19 protein-coding genes are annotated in these 15,953 nt (G+C 41.5%); 8 read left to right on the top strand and 11 right to left on the bottom strand.

From position 1 onward, the window contains the following. Positions 1-36: 36 nt before the first annotated feature. Complete coding sequence (locus OKW21_RS27600; RefSeq protein WP_277486035.1) at positions 37-639, bottom strand: DUF2179 domain-containing protein; 603 nt, start codon at positions 637-639, stop codon at positions 37-39. Between the two features lie 101 nt (positions 640-740). Next, positions 741-2,132: a DNA repair protein RadA gene (gene radA / locus OKW21_RS27595; protein ID WP_277486034.1), complete on the bottom strand. Its 1,392-nt coding sequence runs from the start codon at positions 2,130-2,132 to the stop codon at positions 741-743. Between the two features lie 190 nt (positions 2,133-2,322). Here radA and OKW21_RS27590 point away from each other — a divergent pair, with 190 nt between their 5' ends. From OKW21_RS27590 to OKW21_RS27580, 3 genes are read left to right on the top strand one after another with little or no spacing between them, the layout of a single operon-like run. After that, positions 2,323-3,459, top strand: coding sequence for a type III polyketide synthase (locus tag OKW21_RS27590; protein WP_277486031.1), 1,137 nt, complete (start codon positions 2,323-2,325; stop codon positions 3,457-3,459). Positions 3,460-3,496: 37 nt separating this feature from the next. Further along, the gene (locus OKW21_RS27585) at positions 3,497-4,369 is read left to right on the top strand and encodes an SDR family oxidoreductase (RefSeq protein ID WP_277487812.1); all 873 of its coding nucleotides are present in this window, start codon (positions 3,497-3,499) and stop codon (positions 4,367-4,369) included. Positions 4,370-4,389: 20 nt separating this feature from the next. Continuing rightward, the gene (locus tag OKW21_RS27580; RefSeq protein WP_277486029.1) at positions 4,390-5,028 is read left to right on the top strand and encodes a TVP38/TMEM64 family protein; all 639 of its coding nucleotides are present in this window, start codon (positions 4,390-4,392) and stop codon (positions 5,026-5,028) included. On the opposite strand, the gene OKW21_RS27575 is transcribed toward OKW21_RS27580, so the two are convergent. Genes OKW21_RS27575 through OKW21_RS27565 form a run of 3 tightly spaced genes read right to left on the bottom strand, consistent with a single transcriptional unit; the run spans position 5,025 to position 6,845 of the window. Beyond that, positions 5,025-5,666 carry a DUF4178 domain-containing protein gene (locus tag OKW21_RS27575; RefSeq protein WP_277486027.1) on the bottom strand — a complete coding sequence of 214 codons (642 nt, stop codon included), beginning with the start codon at positions 5,664-5,666 and terminating at the stop codon, positions 5,025-5,027. The two genes, OKW21_RS27580 and OKW21_RS27575, sit on opposite strands and share 4 nt — an antisense overlap. A gap of 48 nt (positions 5,667-5,714) precedes the next feature. Next, positions 5,715-6,425, bottom strand: coding sequence for a PspA/IM30 family protein (locus tag OKW21_RS27570; protein WP_277486025.1), 711 nt, complete (start codon positions 6,423-6,425; stop codon positions 5,715-5,717). 27 nt (positions 6,426-6,452) lie between these two features. Next, positions 6,453-6,845, bottom strand: a complete 393-nt coding sequence (locus OKW21_RS27565) for a YbjN domain-containing protein (protein ID WP_277486022.1) — start codon at positions 6,843-6,845, stop codon at positions 6,453-6,455. A gap of 108 nt (positions 6,846-6,953) precedes the next feature. Between OKW21_RS27565 and OKW21_RS27560 the strand changes: the two genes are divergently transcribed. Continuing rightward, positions 6,954-7,628 (top strand): NUDIX hydrolase, encoded by a 675-nt coding sequence (locus OKW21_RS27560; protein ID WP_277486021.1) that lies wholly within the window; start codon positions 6,954-6,956, stop codon positions 7,626-7,628. On the opposite strand, the gene coaD is transcribed toward OKW21_RS27560, so the two are convergent. From coaD to OKW21_RS27530, 6 genes are all read right to left on the bottom strand, one after another. Continuing rightward, positions 7,625-8,074 carry a pantetheine-phosphate adenylyltransferase gene (gene coaD / locus OKW21_RS27555; protein ID WP_277486020.1) on the bottom strand — a complete coding sequence of 150 codons (450 nt, stop codon included), beginning with the start codon at positions 8,072-8,074 and terminating at the stop codon, positions 7,625-7,627. The two genes, OKW21_RS27560 and coaD, sit on opposite strands and share 4 nt — an antisense overlap. Then, positions 8,075-8,962: a DUF3822 family protein gene (locus OKW21_RS27550; RefSeq protein WP_277486019.1), complete on the bottom strand. Its 888-nt coding sequence runs from the start codon at positions 8,960-8,962 to the stop codon at positions 8,075-8,077. It abuts the gene before it with no gap. 43 nt (positions 8,963-9,005) lie between these two features. Beyond that, positions 9,006-9,587 carry a hypothetical protein gene (locus OKW21_RS27545; protein ID WP_277486018.1) on the bottom strand — a complete coding sequence of 194 codons (582 nt, stop codon included), beginning with the start codon at positions 9,585-9,587 and terminating at the stop codon, positions 9,006-9,008. A gap of 63 nt (positions 9,588-9,650) precedes the next feature. After that, positions 9,651-10,151 (bottom strand): NUDIX domain-containing protein, encoded by a 501-nt coding sequence (locus tag OKW21_RS27540; RefSeq protein WP_277486016.1) that lies wholly within the window; start codon positions 10,149-10,151, stop codon positions 9,651-9,653. A 342-nt stretch (positions 10,152-10,493) separates the two neighbouring features. Continuing rightward, positions 10,494-11,816, bottom strand: a complete 1,323-nt coding sequence (locus OKW21_RS27535; protein ID WP_277486013.1) for a DUF4270 family protein — start codon at positions 11,814-11,816, stop codon at positions 10,494-10,496. After that, on the bottom strand, positions 11,800-12,612 hold the full coding sequence (locus OKW21_RS27530; RefSeq protein WP_277486012.1) for a glycogen/starch synthase: 813 nt from the start codon (positions 12,610-12,612) through the stop codon (positions 11,800-11,802). Before OKW21_RS27530 ends, OKW21_RS27535 begins: the two co-directional genes overlap by 17 nt. A gap of 127 nt (positions 12,613-12,739) precedes the next feature. On the opposite strand from OKW21_RS27530, the gene panC reads away from it, so the two are divergent. The 4 genes from panC (at position 12,740) to OKW21_RS27510 (ending at position 15,914) form a co-directional block, all read left to right on the top strand. After that, complete coding sequence (gene panC, locus OKW21_RS27525; RefSeq protein WP_277486010.1) at positions 12,740-13,594, top strand: pantoate--beta-alanine ligase; 855 nt, start codon at positions 12,740-12,742, stop codon at positions 13,592-13,594. Positions 13,595-13,717: 123 nt separating this feature from the next. Further along, positions 13,718-14,065 carry an aspartate 1-decarboxylase gene (gene panD, locus OKW21_RS27520; protein WP_277486008.1) on the top strand — a complete coding sequence of 116 codons (348 nt, stop codon included), beginning with the start codon at positions 13,718-13,720 and terminating at the stop codon, positions 14,063-14,065. A 4-nt stretch (positions 14,066-14,069) separates the two neighbouring features. Next, positions 14,070-15,104, top strand: coding sequence for a lysylphosphatidylglycerol synthase transmembrane domain-containing protein (locus tag OKW21_RS27515; RefSeq protein ID WP_277486006.1), 1,035 nt, complete (start codon positions 14,070-14,072; stop codon positions 15,102-15,104). Between the two features lie 117 nt (positions 15,105-15,221). Then, positions 15,222-15,914: a zinc metallopeptidase gene (locus OKW21_RS27510; protein ID WP_277486005.1), complete on the top strand. Its 693-nt coding sequence runs from the start codon at positions 15,222-15,224 to the stop codon at positions 15,912-15,914. Positions 15,915-15,953 lie beyond the last annotated feature (39 nt).

Here is a 15,953-nt window from a genome sequence, read left to right as displayed (position 1 = left end):
AAAGGCCGGGATTTTTTATCCCGGCCAACCTACTTATTATTTCCTCACCAGCGGCAGATACCTGCTTAGATTGGTCTTTGGCCTTTCCACCACGATATCATCATCACTTACCCGTTTTACACCTTCTACCGTATAGTAAGCATCCGGCTGATAATAGCGAACTACTTTTAAGTAAGAGTCTAATTTACTACGGGGTACTACCGTAAATATGATGTTGGCGTTGCCCTCATGATCCATGGCTTCAACACTATTATAGCGATAGCCTTTTTCCACCAGCCAGCCAATCAGGTCACTTACATCAGATTTGCTGATCACTCTTACCACCATACGGCCCATTGCTATTTTCTCCTCTATGCGCATCCCAATGAATGTACCGGTAGCGTAGCCACTGGCATAAGCCAGGTACGACCATACGTTACTGATATTCTGAATAATTTGTCCTATAGCCAATAACCAGATCAATGACTCAAAAAAGCCCAGTACAGGAGCCCAACGCTTAGCCCCGTTCATAATGTACATTACCCGTAGCGTAGACATGGATACATCAGTTACCCTGGCCATAAAAATAAGCAAGGGCAGTATCAAATAATTAAATAATTGGGGACTGATTCCCAATGCGTTGACGATAAATGTTTCCAATTTTTACATTAAAGTTTACAATAAAAATCGCAACGCAATTTTGGGGCTAAAGATGCAGGCTAACCAAATTTTATTTTGTGCTAAAATTGAGTAAAAAGTCCTTACTGTAGTAGTTGTTTGATCATGTCCTCCAGCTTGCTAAAAGCATGAATTTTAATGTTGAATTTCTTCACATCCAGACCTTTGAGGCTAAACTTGGAAATATAAATTTCTTCAAATCCCAGCTTTTCTGCTTCACTGATGCGATTTTCTACCCTATTGATCGCACGTATTTCACCTCCTAAACCTACTTCAGCAGCAAAGCATATTCTGCTGGAAATGGGGACATCCAAAAAGGAAGAAACAATAGATGCACATACGGCAAGGTCAATGGCCGGGTCCTCTACTTTCAGGCCTCCGGCAATGTTAAGGAAGACATCCTGCACTCCCAGGCGGTAGCCTGCACGTTTTTCCAGCACGGCCAGCAACATATTGAGGCGTTTTGCATCAAAACCAGTAGAACTTCGCTGCGGGGTACCATAGGTAGCTGAACTTACCAGGGATTGTATTTCTATGAGGAGAGGGCGATTACCCTCCAATGTAGCTCCAACAGTAATGCCACTAAGCTCACCTTCTCTTTGGGTAATCAAAATTTCCGAAGGGTTAGAGACCTGGCGCAAGCCGGTATCGGTCATTTCATAGATTCCCAGTTCGGAAGTAGAGCCAAATCTGTTTTTGATCGTCCTAAGGATACGATAGGCCATGTGGCGGTCCCCCTCAAACTGCAAAACAGTATCTACCATATGCTCCAGTACCTTGGGACCGGCGATATTTCCTTCTTTGTTGATATGGCCGATCAGGAAGACCGGAATATTGGTCTCCTTGGCAAATTTCATCAGCTCAGCGGTACACTCCCGCACCTGTGATACACTTCCGGCAGCAGATTCCACATGTTCCGACTGAAGTGTTTGGATAGAGTCCACAATCATCAGATTGGGCTGAAGCTGTTCAGCCTGCTGAAAAATCTGGGCGGTGGAAGTTTCTCCCAGCACATAGCAGTGTTCCATATTGCCATTAAGTTGGGGATGATTGAGCATGCGCTCAGCCCGCATCTTGATCTGCTGATCGCTTTCCTCCCCGGAAATGTAAAGTACTTTATGCTGCTGGAGTTGAAGGGCAATCTGTAGCATCAGGGTAGATTTTCCGATTCCTGGCTCTCCGCCAATCAATACCAGTGAGCCAGGCATGATGCCTCCTCCCAGCACCCGGTTCAGTTCAGCATCCTGCGTATTAGTACGGCTTTCCTGTTTAAAATCTATTTCATTCAGCAGACGTGGACGGTTGCTGCTTCCTTTGGTACTTGAGCCTGACTGCCAACTGCCAGAGCGGGTATTTTTGCTTACAATTTCTTCTACATAAGTATTCCATTCTCCACAGGCATCACACTTGCCCTGCCATTTGGGAGAAGAATTGCCACAGTTTTGGCAAACATATACGGTTTTTGTTTTCGCCACTTTTATGGGTGTTATGGTTCTGGGTGTAATGGTGTTATAGTTCTGAGTTTTATAGTACGATAGTATTTCTGATAAATGTAAAAAAGACTTTTAGCTCAAACCATAACACTAGCCCATAGTTAACAAATATTGAAATAAAACCTTCCTTTAAAATCATAAGAACAACTGCCTTATTTTTAGTTTATACAACATGCCTTCATATATCAATGCCATTGGAACCGCAGTTCCCAGGCACAAAATAGAGCAGTCTAGCATTCTTAACTTTATGGCAAAGGCCCATCGGATGAATTCTGAAGAAAAGCAGCGGCTTAAAGCACTGTATCGTGCCTCAGGTATCAAGTACCGCCATTCGGTATTACCTGATTTTGGACTTACCCAAGACTTTCGTTTTTTTCCGGATAATGAGGATATGGAGCCCTTCCCGAGCATTGGGCAGCGGATGGAATTGTACAGAGATGAAGCTCTAAAACTTAGTTTACAAGCGGTAGATGATTGTCTGCAATCTCAGAAAATCATTCAAACAGAAGAGATCACGCATCTTATCATGGTCAGTTGTACAGGTATGTACGCACCAGGTATAGACATTGAAATTGTTAATCAACTTGGATTAAGAAGTAATGTACAGAGAACATGCATCAATTTTATGGGCTGCTACGCTGCATTCAATGGACTTAAAGTGGCTGACCATATAATCAGTTCATTTTCTCAGGCAAAAGTATTGGTAGTGTGTACAGAACTCTGCACGATTCATTTTCAAAAGAAAAAAGATGAAGATACGCTACTTGCCAATGCACTTTTTGCCGATGGCTCCGCTGCAGTGTTGCTCAGCAGTCAGCTAGAGAAAGGTAAAGCTCAACTGGCATTAGAACAGTTTTATTGTGATTTAGCTCCTGAAGGAAAAGAGGACATGGCCTGGCAGATTGGTGACTTTGGTTTTGAGATGAAGCTGTCTGCCTATGTTCCTGAAATCATCCGTAAAGGGATTAAGGAGTTGACTGAACGTTTAGTCAGTCAGCTTTCATTAGAAAATACAGCCTTTGAGGATGAAGAAAAAGATAAAATTGCTGATTACTTTGCTATTCATCCGGGAGGTAAGCGCATACTTCAGGTGATAGAAGAGCGGCTTGATTTATCCTCAGAAGATAATCGTTATGCTTATCGTGTTCTACAGGAGTTTGGGAATATGTCATCACCCACTATACTTTTTGTACTCAAAACTTTGTTGAATGACCTGACAGCTAGCGACCATGACAAACAAATCTTAAGCTTTGCTTTCGGACCAGGGCTGACCTTAGAGAGTATGCTGTTACGCATTCATTCTCTGTGATTTTTTCTTAACTTTCTTTCCTTGACTAACCATCCAAATTATGAAGACTGAAGGAATGCTGAAAGAAGATGCCTTAAAAGGAAAAACGATTATCGTAACTGGTGGGGGGACCGGGCTGGGTAGGTCTATGGGAAAGTATTTTTTGGAATTAGGGGCTAACCTGGTGATTACCAGTCGCAAAATGGAGGTGCTGGAAGCTACAGCTGAGGCGCTAGGCAAAGCGACAGGAGGAACAGTACTGCCGGTGGCCTGTGATGTACGCAAGTACGATGAAATTGTAGAAGTACTTAAGCAAGCAGAAGCAAAATTTGGCCAGGTAGATGTACTGCTCAATAATGCTGCAGGAAACTTCATCAGCCCTACCGAAAGGCTTTCCCACCGTGCTTTTGACATTGTGGTAGATATCGTACTGAAGGGAACTTACAATTTTACGCTGGCGGTAGGTAAAAACTGGATTGAGAAGAAACAGGCAGGAGCCATGCTTAATATTGTGACTACATATGCGTGGACAGGCTCCGGCTACGTAACCCCTTCAGCCTGCGGCAAGGCAGGCGTACTTGCACTGACGCGTTCGCTGGCGGTAGAGTGGGGAAAATATAATATCCGTATGAATGCTATCGCTCCCGGCCCTTTTCCTACCCAAGGAGCATGGAGCCGTTTGCTCCCCGGAGAAATGGCTGAAAAATTTGACCCCGCCAATCATAATCCTTTGAAAAGGGTAGGTGATCATCAGGAACTGGCAAACCTTGCCGCTTACCTGGTTTCTGATTATGCCGCTTATGTAAATGGGGAAGTGATCACGATTGATGGTGGAGAATGGCTGATGGGTGCCGGAGAGTTCAACCATCTGGATGCTGTACCTCAGGAGATGTGGGACCAGGTGGAGAAAACGAGAAGTAAGAAATCCTGAATCGCTGACCATTCTTTTTCATGCGTTTGTTACTGATATTTTTGGGGTTTGCGCTCCTGGTCCTTATTCCTTTTGCGATTTGGGGGGAGCAGACAACTACTTTTTTCACCCAGACAACTACCCTGAGCTTGTTAGAAAGTTATGGCTACTGGGCATGGGTAATAGGCATAGTTTTACTGACGCTTGATTTATTACTTCCTTTACCGGCTACAGTAATCATGGCTGCTATAGGAATGCTCTATGGTCCGCTGCTGGGAGGCGTTATCAATGCGATAGGCTCGGTCTTAGCCGGAACCTTAGGCTACGAGCTCTGCCGTCAGTTTGGAGAGCGTACCACCCGGCGCCTGCTGGGAGAAAATGACTGGCAAAGGGGACAGAAGATCAATCACAAAATAGGCGGGTTCATAGTAGCGCTCTCCCGCTGGACACCACTACTTCCTGAAGTTATAGCCTGCATGGCAGGCATGATACGGATGGAAAGGGTGAAGTTTTATCTGGCATTGGCCTGCGGCTCTGTTCCTCTTGGTTTTGCTTACGCTATGGTGGGGAATATTTCGTCAGGTATCAATTCACCGCTACTTACACTGGCCATAGCAGCAATAGCGCCTATACTGCTCTGGCTGCTTTTGCGTCCTCTGATCAATAAATATGCTTCTTAATAGGCAGCACTACCATCTCCCAGGCTATATATTTTAATCTGGGAAGACTTTAATGGGACTGCAAGCGTAATCTCAAACTTACCATTCTCCCATTCTTCAATCGTAATAAACTGGTCTTCATTTTCATTCTCAAACTCCCAATAGTAGAAGAAAGATTCATTTTCACGGGAAGTGTCACCATTGCTGAAGAAAGAAGCCTCATTGGAATACTCAAAATAAAAGTTCTGTCCTTCGAACTCAAACTCTCCTTCAGCGCTTTCATCCATAAGGTCAAGATCGGAGCGATTGATAGGTAACTCTCTTAGTTTTAGTGTTCGCAAGGCAAGGGTTACATCCAGTCCGTCATCTTCTTCTATGCTGATCCAGACTTTCTGCTGGCCATTATCTCCTTCCAGTTCATACCATTCTGTACTTTCCCCTTCCCGGTAGATGCTTTTGGATAGAATAGTAACATCGTATTCTTCCATATTAGGCCCTACATTCATCAGATGAATAACCCCTCCTGGCCTTACATTTTCCAGCGTAAGTTCTTTGGGCTCATTACGCTTCGCCTCAGCTTCTTTTTTTTGTTTATTTTTTTGCCAGAAAAACACGCCTATTCCGATAATTACAATGATAAAAAAAATGATTGACCACATAGAAAAGGTTGAATATTTAAGGCTCCACAATGCGTGGAGCCTTTACGTTTATTGATCTTTATTAATGCCCATCTTGGCTTTCAGGGCAGCAAGCTTGTCACTAGATCCCGGAGAACTGGAACCCAGCGCCTTGTCAATCTCATCATCTACTGATTTAGGTGCTGATGCGATTTCGCCATAAGACTGGGCGAGTGATTCTTCTTCTTCCACTTTCGTTTTCATACGCTCCAGCATAGATACAGTGCTGGAAGAATCAATGCCTGCCATCTGCTTGTTAAGCTTTTTGGTAGCTGTACTCACCTTAGAGCGGGCTTTCAGGGTACGCAGTTCATTCTCCCACTTTGAAATATTGCTTCTCAGCTCATTTACCTTGGCTTCCAGGTTGGCCGTCATGTTATCATACTTCTGGACTTCAGCCTGCGTACGGGCAACTTCCTGATCAGCATGTTCCTTCTTATTTAATGCTTCAGTAGCCAGACGGTCAGCCTCAGTTGGGTCAATTTGCCCCTGCTCGGCTCTCTGGAGAAGCAACATGGCTTTTTTCTCATAGTCTCCTGACTGCTGCTCATAGTTTTTCATATCGCGGCGGGTACGGATGGCAATCGCTTTCACTTCAGCCAGGCTTTCCATCGCTTTGCCCAGGTCCTGTTTCAGATCACGGATAGCCTGCTCACTCATTTTTACAGGGTCCTCCATATTATCTATTAAAGAGTGGGTTTGGGCTTCTCCCACTTTAAAAAGTCTTCTGAAAATGCTCATAATCTATCTTTTGAATTAATTTATCATTTATTTAGCAAATTTGAGAAAGTCGCTGGCATACTCTGCCATCATCAAACCAATGGAATTAATAGTTCCTTCCATTTCGTTCTGGTCCAGGTTCTCAAGCTGAAGTGTATCACGAAAGATGACCCTATTATCATCATCTAAAGTGAGCGCTCCATGCACCAGGCTACGGTTAATCTGAAGTAACTTCCTTAATATACTGCTGTCATCCGGTGACTTCAGCTTGAATATAAATTGCTCGAATACCAGTATCTCATCTTCACAGTCAATAATAAGATGGCTTATGCCCTGTTCTTCGTCAGAGATGATTACAATCCCTTCGTCAGGATCTTCTGTCTGAATATCGAAGCCCAGTTCAAATAAAAATTTTTTTACTTTGTCAAAATGCGAGACCATAGTATAGTTCAGTTAATTTAAATGTATGAAAATATATACACTTTTGTAGTCGCTTAAGTTAAGCTGTAAATTTTTACTATCTAATTACTTTTTTATTAAATAGCAATTATGAAGCTGTTCGTTAATGATACTCCGGTAGAGATTTTAGGTAAAGACAAGCCGCTAGATGAGGGGCACTATGAATATACCTTTGATGCCAGAATGCATAATTTCAGTAGCATCAAGCTGAAAGATGATGTACTCGTAAACAACGCCAGTAAAGCCTATATCAAAGATTGTCTGGACTATTTTAATAAACAGAAGGTAAAAAAGCTTGATAGCATCACTTTTGTCGTCCCTGACATCAACCAGGCTAAAGACTTTGTGAAAAGTCAGTATCTGGTGATAGAGGCGGCGGGAGGAGTAGTAAGAAAAGACCATAAGGTTCTTATGATTTACCGTCTGAAAAAGTGGGACCTGCCCAAAGGAAAAATAGAGAAGAGAGAAACTCCATTGGTGGGGGCACTACGAGAGGTAGAAGAAGAATGTAGTGTTAAGGCTGAACCTATCAGAGAAGTGTGCCATACCTGGCATACCTATACGCGTAATAAGAAAAAATATCTGAAAAAAACGTACTGGTACGCTATGGACTGTGTAGATGATAGCCAAATGAAGGCACAGATAGAAGAAAAAATTGAGGCTGTAAAATGGATGAGTGAAGCGGAAGTGAAAGAGGTGTTGTATGAATCTTACTTCTCAATAAGATATGTTTTTAGAGAGTACTATAAACAATTTAGTATCTAAATCTGGTAAGGCAAAAACTCATTGACATCACCCCCATAGCGATGTACTTCCCGAATAATGGATGAATTGATATGGGCATATTGGGGTGAGGTAATCAGGAATACAGTCTCTAAATAGTTGTTCAGATGGCGATTGATCTGGGCTATACTGTTTTCGTACTCAAAGTCGGTGGTGTTCCTTAGGCCCCTTAATAGGTAGTTTGCCTGATACTTACGGGCAAGTTCGGCGGTCAGTTCATCATAAGTAATCACCTCTACCTGACTATTTTCAGCGAAAGCTTCTTTTACATGCCCAATAATTTTTTCTACAGGGAAATAGCGCTGTTTACGACTGTTATGGCCAATGCTAATAATGATTTTGTCAAACAACTGTAGGCCCCGATGTACGATGTCAGCGTGCCCATTGGTAAATGGATCAAATGAGCCAGGAAAAAGTGCTACTTTCATTTATTCGCAAACATAAATGCTATAAAGATCAAAGTACTGATGATCAGCTACTTCGTCAAACATATACGCAAAGTTAAGGTAGGAAGGGCGAGCACCGAAGGATATATTTTTGATGTAGCGGTATAGCTCCTTAAAATGTAAAGAGTCAGCGCTGATATTACCCCAGACTATTGTTTTAGTATCTTGCTGGCTCATATTCATCTCCTGCATTGTCAACATTGTATACTTGACTATGTCCTCAGATTTCTGATAGGGGAAGCGGTTGTATAACAAGAGCTTGTTATCCTCTGTGACTACCAGACTAAAATTGTTACGGCCTATATTTATGTAAAGATCCTTGTAATAGGTAAAATCACGATGACTCTGTATACCTTCAATGAAAGCACTGGCATGATGCACTACCTGTACTGTGAGTGTTGGGTAAATAGAACGAACTTTCTCAATGATCTTTCTCTCTGCAGCAAATACACATACTGCCTCTGAGTGAGTATGCTGATAATAATAAAAATCATCCAGCTCACTATCCACCTCAGTACTTAGCTTCAGATAATCGCGAAGATGCTCATGGGAAAAGAGGTGTGAGGGAATCATCGTAAATTTCTGGTTTTTCATAGCCAGCTTTACAGATTTCCAATACCCTGCCATGAGCAAATGGTGCCCTTCAAAGAGCTTATACAATGTATTAATCAGCACATTAGTAGAATGAATGCCTTCCAGCTCATAATCTTCAAGCAGAAGGCACTTATTCTCTCTGGTGTCTATCACACAAAACTGAAAATCATTTCTGCCTACAAGCAGTGACAGGTTGTAGTGTGTGAGATCATCAATACTGAAATTAGTATCTTTAATACGATTGACTAAATGAAAATTTCCAACTTCTTGCTCCAAAATGAGAATTATTTATACTCCCCAGCAATAGATCTCAACTCTTTTATTCCCAGTTTCCGGCAGTAGTTACTTCAGTACGTGAGCCTACTCTTAATGGCCCTTTCACACTATTTTCACCACGACGGGCAGGGTTAATAGGAGACGGATCTTTTACTTCAAACACATCAACGTCTACGCCACTACGCTGAATCTTATCAGCGAAAAGCTCAAATTTAGCACGTGTGACAGGTACATACATCAAATCGCTTAAATCAAACTTTTGATATGCGGGATTATTGTAAATAGAATCACGGACAGAAATACTACCTAAGGTATCAATGGTGATTGTAGTTTCTTCAGCACCATAATCAAGAAGTACAGTTTCTTCTCTCCGCTGCGTGATAAAAATTTTGCCGGTATCTATAAAATTGATCAGCTTGTTCCAATCACTGGTATACTGGCCATGGGCATCCTGGTAAGCCATTTCCGCATCTCTGATAAACTGTAGCTTCTCAATAACCCTTCTCTCAATGGTGGCAATTCGCTTCTCCTCTTCTACACTACTAATGATGCTATTAATCAGGAAGTAACCAATACCGACAGCTACTATTAAAAAGACAAAGGTCAATACTTTAGTAAGGTTCATTGTGTAGTAAGTTTTTTTACAATTATAGACATTTTAACAGGTAAAACATAACCAAATAATCTGCTATTTTAATGTTTTATCATCAAATTTAAAATAACCTTGCATATTTAGTAAGTCTCTGGGGTGCTCTGAGAGGTTAATTATTTGATGCATCTGGGTTCCTTTTTCCTCATCTATTTCAGGGGGTGAAAAAAAATCTACCATCTCTATAATTTGCTCTTGTTCATTCATTTCTGGATCATAACCAGTTTTAAGCGTGCCTCCCTTCATTTCTACTGAAAAGAAAAGTTCAACGGCATGTAGTGGGGGGGCAAGAAACTCATGCGTAAACAGAAAACGGTTGACAATGATTTCAAGTCCGGTTTCTTCTAAAAATTCCCTCTTAAGGCAGTCTTCGGCAGACTCCCCAAACTGCATTCCTCCCCCCGGGGGTGAAAAAAAGTAACCTTTTTTGGTCAAAGCCTTATGTTTCACCAGCAAAAGGTTATCGCCCGAAAAACACAAGCCTACGACCCTTACTCTTAGTTTTTGACCATATACTCTTTGAATAGCCTTTCTATGCATAAGTACGAATATACTTAAATGAAATTTTCCTCACTACGAAGAGAGCCCTTGTTACGATTAAGAGGACCTCTTTGACGGTAGGTATAAGTGCCATGCTTCTGGGTAAACATTCTAATAAGAAAACTATAACTTCAAACCCTTTGGCAGGAAAGAATTTACTTTTGCAGTAAGAAGCTCTGTTGGTACCAGGCCAATTTTTTATGCTATGCGCAATTTGTATGGGGAAGTAAGCCCTTTTAAGCTATACCGGTAGAAAAAACCCGTGTACTATTGAGTACACGGGAACTTAAGGAATACTAACAAGCTATTTATTTAGCCGGAGGATTATTTAATACCTGCTTGCTACCTGAGGGTAGTGTAGAAAATTCTTAGCTTGATACTATCAGCTTCCGTAGTTAACTGACTAAAACTGGAACTAAAGTCTCCGGCCTGAATTAATACTTCAGGATTATCTATAAAACCATCTACCAGGTTCTGAGTAAAGCTTGTCACCTTCACATTATAAGCAATGTTGGTAGTATCAAACGGAATTTGTGAAGAGTTCACCTGAACCGGCTGCTTGTTAATCGTATTGTAGACGTAGTCATCATCATTGTAAAGACCTACGTAAAAGGGCCCTTGCTGAGTATAAGATACGATACGAGAAATACCATCATCCTGAAGCTGATAACCAAAAAGGGCATTAGGTGCAGGTGTGGTTTCTTCTAGTTCGCTAAGTCCGATATGCAATACCACTCTGTTCAGTAGAATACGGCCTTGATTTTCCTCAACGAAATTTACCAAGGGCTGAAAGTTGAGCCTTGGAACCAAGCCGGTAGTAGATTGCAGATAAAAACGATTATCGGTAGCAGAACCTACTTCGCGTGGCTGATCAATGTTGGCCAGCGCGGTGCCACTGCGGTCTACTTCCACTCCATTGAAGTTCCTGGCAGTTACAATGCTAAAAGATTTAGAGGTTGTATCAGAAGGGGCGCTGTAGTATAATACCATTTGAACACCTCTGTCAAAACCACTGATAAAAGTGTTTTCTGAGGTAGGGACAAAAGCCAAGCCTCTGAAATAGTCCTGAAAAAGAGCGTTACTATCTAGCACTGCAGCATCTGCCTTTAGTTTTTCCAGCAGATCATTACCCACAGCATCACTTAAGCGTGTATTCAAAGTATCAGCAGGCTCTTCAGGGTCAACAGTAAAATTAAACGAGCCTATAGGACTAGCTTCATAAGGAAGCGTAGAATCCTGATAATAGGCAATCGTGTCATTAAAGGGCTCAGCAAGCTGATGAATTGCGATAGCCTGCTGTAGGCTGCCATTGGCACCGCCATAAAAATAATTCTTGGCAACATACAATACGAGTGAATCCAGTTCATCATCATCATCAGTATTGTTGACCGCACTCGAGCTAATGCCCATATTGACATACCCTATGGACTGAACATCACCGAATACATCATTCTGGTAGTTACCTACCAAAAGACGATCAGCATTGGTAGTGATTATAGAATCACGCTGTACAAGTTGAAAAGGTAATGTTAATTCAGTAAAAGAGAGGTTGATGTTTTCGTCTTGGGGGTCAAAATCCAGGCTCAGCAGATCGTCGTTCTCACAAGAAAGGAAGAGGGCTGATAAAGCTATCAGCCCAAATTTTCCCTTAGTTAACCAATTCATTATATAAGTTAAAGTATGAATCGAGGAGGTTATCGTCTTTCTCAATGGTGTCAATCTTTTTCTCACTGTCAAACTCTTCTAATAAAGTATTTAAATTGTCATTTACACCGTCTTCAGCTTTGATGATAGCATCAGCATACTCGATACCGATTTTGATGAAGCCATCGTAATCAGCCGACTGCAGGTTAACCAGCATGCTGTCATCAATATCCATCATTTTGACCTTGTCTAAGAGGTCACCATCAAATTTATGCTTGAACGGATTATTATAAACGGTAAAGACAGTCTTTGTATTTTTGAAGAGGGGGTCATTTTTGTAAGTGGTCTTCAAGTACATAGGAATTAAGCTGGTCATCCAGTCATTGCAATGTACAATGTCAGGCGTCCATCCTAGTTTTTTGACCGTCTCAATAACCCCTTTGCAGAAGAAAATAGCGCGTTCGTCATTATCTTCATAAAAGTTGTTTTCTTTGTCAAAAAACACTGACTTCCTATGGAAATAATCCTCATTATCGATAAAGTAAACCTGAAGTTTAGCATTAGGGATAGAGGCAACTTTGATTGTCAGGGGCTTCTCTTCTTCACCCACTGCAATATTGATTCCTGATAACCTAACTACTTCATGCAGCCTGTTTTTGCGCTCATTGATCAAACCAAAACGAGGAACGAGAATACGGATCTCCATGCCTCTTTCCTGCATACCCTGCGGGAGCTGCCTTACAAAGTCAGCCACTTCAGAAGTTTGTAAAAATGGATTGATCTCACTTGCTACATAAAGAATTCGGAGTTTTGACATATCTTTGGGGATTTGAATTGTGTTATTGGAAAAGCATGCGCAAAATTACGAAAATTTTACCATATTTCCACTTTTTTTCAATTGCACATAGCGTTTTGCGATTTTATTCGTATTAGAACTGGTAATAATGCAAATATTTAAAAACATTAAATCGCTACAGTATTTTTTGGCTGAAGAACGCCAAAAAAAGCGCTCTGTTGGCCTGGTTCCCACAATGGGAGCCTTGCATGAAGGACACCTTAAACTATTAAACCAGTCTCAGAAAGAGAACGATATTACAGTTTGTAGCATATATGTGAACCCTGCTCAGTTTAATAACACAGATGACCTCAAAAAATATCCCCGGGATCTGGATCATGATCAATTTTTATTAGAAAAGCAAGCCTGTGATGTGTTGTTCAGCCCTTCAGATAAAGAGATGTATCCAGAGGGTAATCTCAACGGAATAAAATTAGGCTTTGGTAAGCTGGAGCAGGTGCTGGAGGGGAAGTTTCGTCCGGGACATTTCAGCGGAGTGGGCATTATCTTATCTAAGCTTTTCCATATCGTGAACTCGGATAAAGCCTATTTTGGTCAAAAAGATTTGCAACAGTGTAGTGTAGTAAGAAAACTCATTGAGGAACTATTCTTTAGCACACAACTCGTAATAGTGCCCACCGTTAGAGAAAACAATGGATTGGCGATGTCATCCAGAAACACAAGACTCTCAGAAAAAGGGAAAGACCTGGCTGCTAATTTGTACCATGCCATTACTAAAGTGAAAAATTTAATTGAAGAGGGGGAGAAAATAGAAGTTGCCCGGCAGGCAGGGATCAGTACTTTAAAAGAACAGCCAAAGATTAGGCAGGAATACTTTGAGGTAATAGACAAAAGAGACTTTACAACAGCTGCGGATATTACCCCAAAATCGGAGATAGCCGTATGTGTAGCTGCATTTGTGGAAGAAGTCAGGTTAATAGATAATGTATTGGTTTTTTCTTAGGTCAAAGGAATTTTATTAAAACATAAGTGTTGTATTTTATTGCTATGAGGTAGTAAGTGAGGCGGCGGAGTAATCAAGAAAGCACCTACCTTACATGCTTTAAAATAAATGCATGAAACAGAGATGAATATTCAAGTTTTAAAATCTAAAATACATCGCGTAAAAATTACGCAGGCAGAATTGCATTATGTGGGGAGCATCACGATAGATGAAACATTAATGGAGGCTGCCAACCTTATTGAGCACGAAAAAGTGCAGATTGTAAATGTGAACAATGGCGAGCGTCTGGAAACTTATGTGATCAAAGGTGAAAGAGATAGCGGTATGATCTGTATGAATGGGCCTGCAGCACGAAAAGTGCAGGTGGGAGATGTGATCATTATCATTTCTTATGCAGGTATGGACTTTGAAGAAGCAAAATCTTTCAAGCCCACTGTAATTTTTCCTGATCAGAAAAATCGTTTGACATAAGACCTTGAGCAACATAAAAAATTACTTAAAGTACATAATCTCTCTGCTGTTAGCAGCAGCACTTCTTTGGTACGTGTTCAAAGATTTTGACCTGAACACAATGGTTAATAAACTCAAGGAAGTAGATTACCGATGGGTAGCCCTGGCCATCGGTATTTTTTTAATGAGTCATCTCCTCAGAGCTTACCGCTGGAATATCCTGCTCTATCCGCTCGGATATAAGCATCTCACAACTTTTCGGACACTCCTGGCAGTAATGGTAGGTTATTTTGCCAATCTCATCATCCCTCGCATGGGTGAAGTGAGTCGCTGCGGAATACTGAAAAAAACCGATGATATTCCTATTACCACTTCACTAGGAACAGTGGTAGCAGAACGTCTGGTGGATCTGTTCTGTCTCTTTACCGCTATGGTCATGCTTTTTGTGTTGGAGTTTAGCCGGCTAAATGAATTTATCCTTTCCTTTTTGGGAGAAAAGCTGGATGTGCTACAGCAAAATGTAGGAACTATTTATATACTGATCGGGGTAGCAGCGGTGGCTTTACTGCTCTTTTTTGTCCTGAGAAAAGCAATTCAGAAAAGCCTGACTCAAAACAAATTGTTTATTAAGCTACGAAACCTGGGGCGTGAAGTCCTTAAGGGACTCACCAGCATAAGCAGAATAGAAAACAAATCAGGCTTCTGGGTTTCCACATTTACTATTTGGCTATGCTACTATATGATGTCTTATGTAGTATTTTTCGCCCTGCCGGAGACCTCTATCTTAGGATGGAGAGCCGGATTGGCAGTACTTGTAATGGGTAGCCTGGGCATGGCGGCTCCAGTGCAGGGTGGTTTTGGTACTTTCCACGCATTGGTGAGTGGCGTATTGCTCCTATACGGAGTAGCAGAGCAGGAGGGAGTGTTATTCGCTACCCTTATCCACAGTATGCAAACCATTTCATTTATTATTTTTGGAGGCATAAGTTTCTTTATCGCCTCGGTGCTTTCTACCAAGAAAAGAGAAAAATATCCTCAGCCTCAAAAATTTGATGTCTGAAAAAACGACTTTTGAGGTATAACTTCTGTTTAGTTATTAACGTAAAAGGCTATGCATCAATGAGCATAATACGATAAATATACGTTGTAGATGTAAACCCATAAGAATAAAAAGACTATGTATTTTATATTAATAATAGGGATCATGATCTTGAGCTTTGCAGTAAGCCAGAGACTCAAGAATAAGTTTAGAAAGTATTCGCAGATTGGCTTACAGGCTAATCTGACAGGCCGGGAAATTGCTGAGCACATGCTACGCGACAATGGCATCCATGATGTAAGCGTAGTTTCAGTGCCAGGTCGTTTGTCTGACCATTACAATCCGGCGGACAAAACAGTTAACCTGAGTGATGATGTATATCACGGGCGTTCGGCTGCAGCTGCGGCAGTAGCAGCCCATGAGTGCGGCCATGCTGTTCAGCATGCCACTGCTTACAGCTTCCTGGAGTTTCGCTCTGCCATGGTTCCAGTACAGAATGTGAGCGCCAAAGTGCTGAATGTAGTAGTAATGATTGCGCTCTTTGGAGGCTTTTTCCTTTTCCAAAGTTTTCCGATTCAGCCAGTCTTGCTGGTCATTATAGCATGTTATGCAGTGATTACACTTTTCTCACTGGTAACTTTACCAGTAGAGTTTGACGCTAGTAAAAGAGCGCTGGCCTGGATTAAAGGGCGAAATGTAGTGACCCCCGGAGAATATGATATGGCCAAAGACGCATTAAAATGGGCGGCTATGACCTATGTAGTAGCTGCATTAGGTTCAGTAATGGCTTTGTTATATTATGTATCTATCTTTCTGGGCAGCAGGGACTAATTAATCATACCATATTTTGAATAAATAAAAAGCACCTCC

The organism is Catalinimonas alkaloidigena, from assembly GCF_029504655.1.
GTDB classification, from domain to species: Bacteria; Bacteroidota; Bacteroidia; order Cytophagales; family Cyclobacteriaceae; genus Catalinimonas; species Catalinimonas alkaloidigena.
The sequence above is the reverse complement of the archived record's forward strand: the minus strand, read 5'-3'. Positions and strand labels throughout refer to the sequence as shown.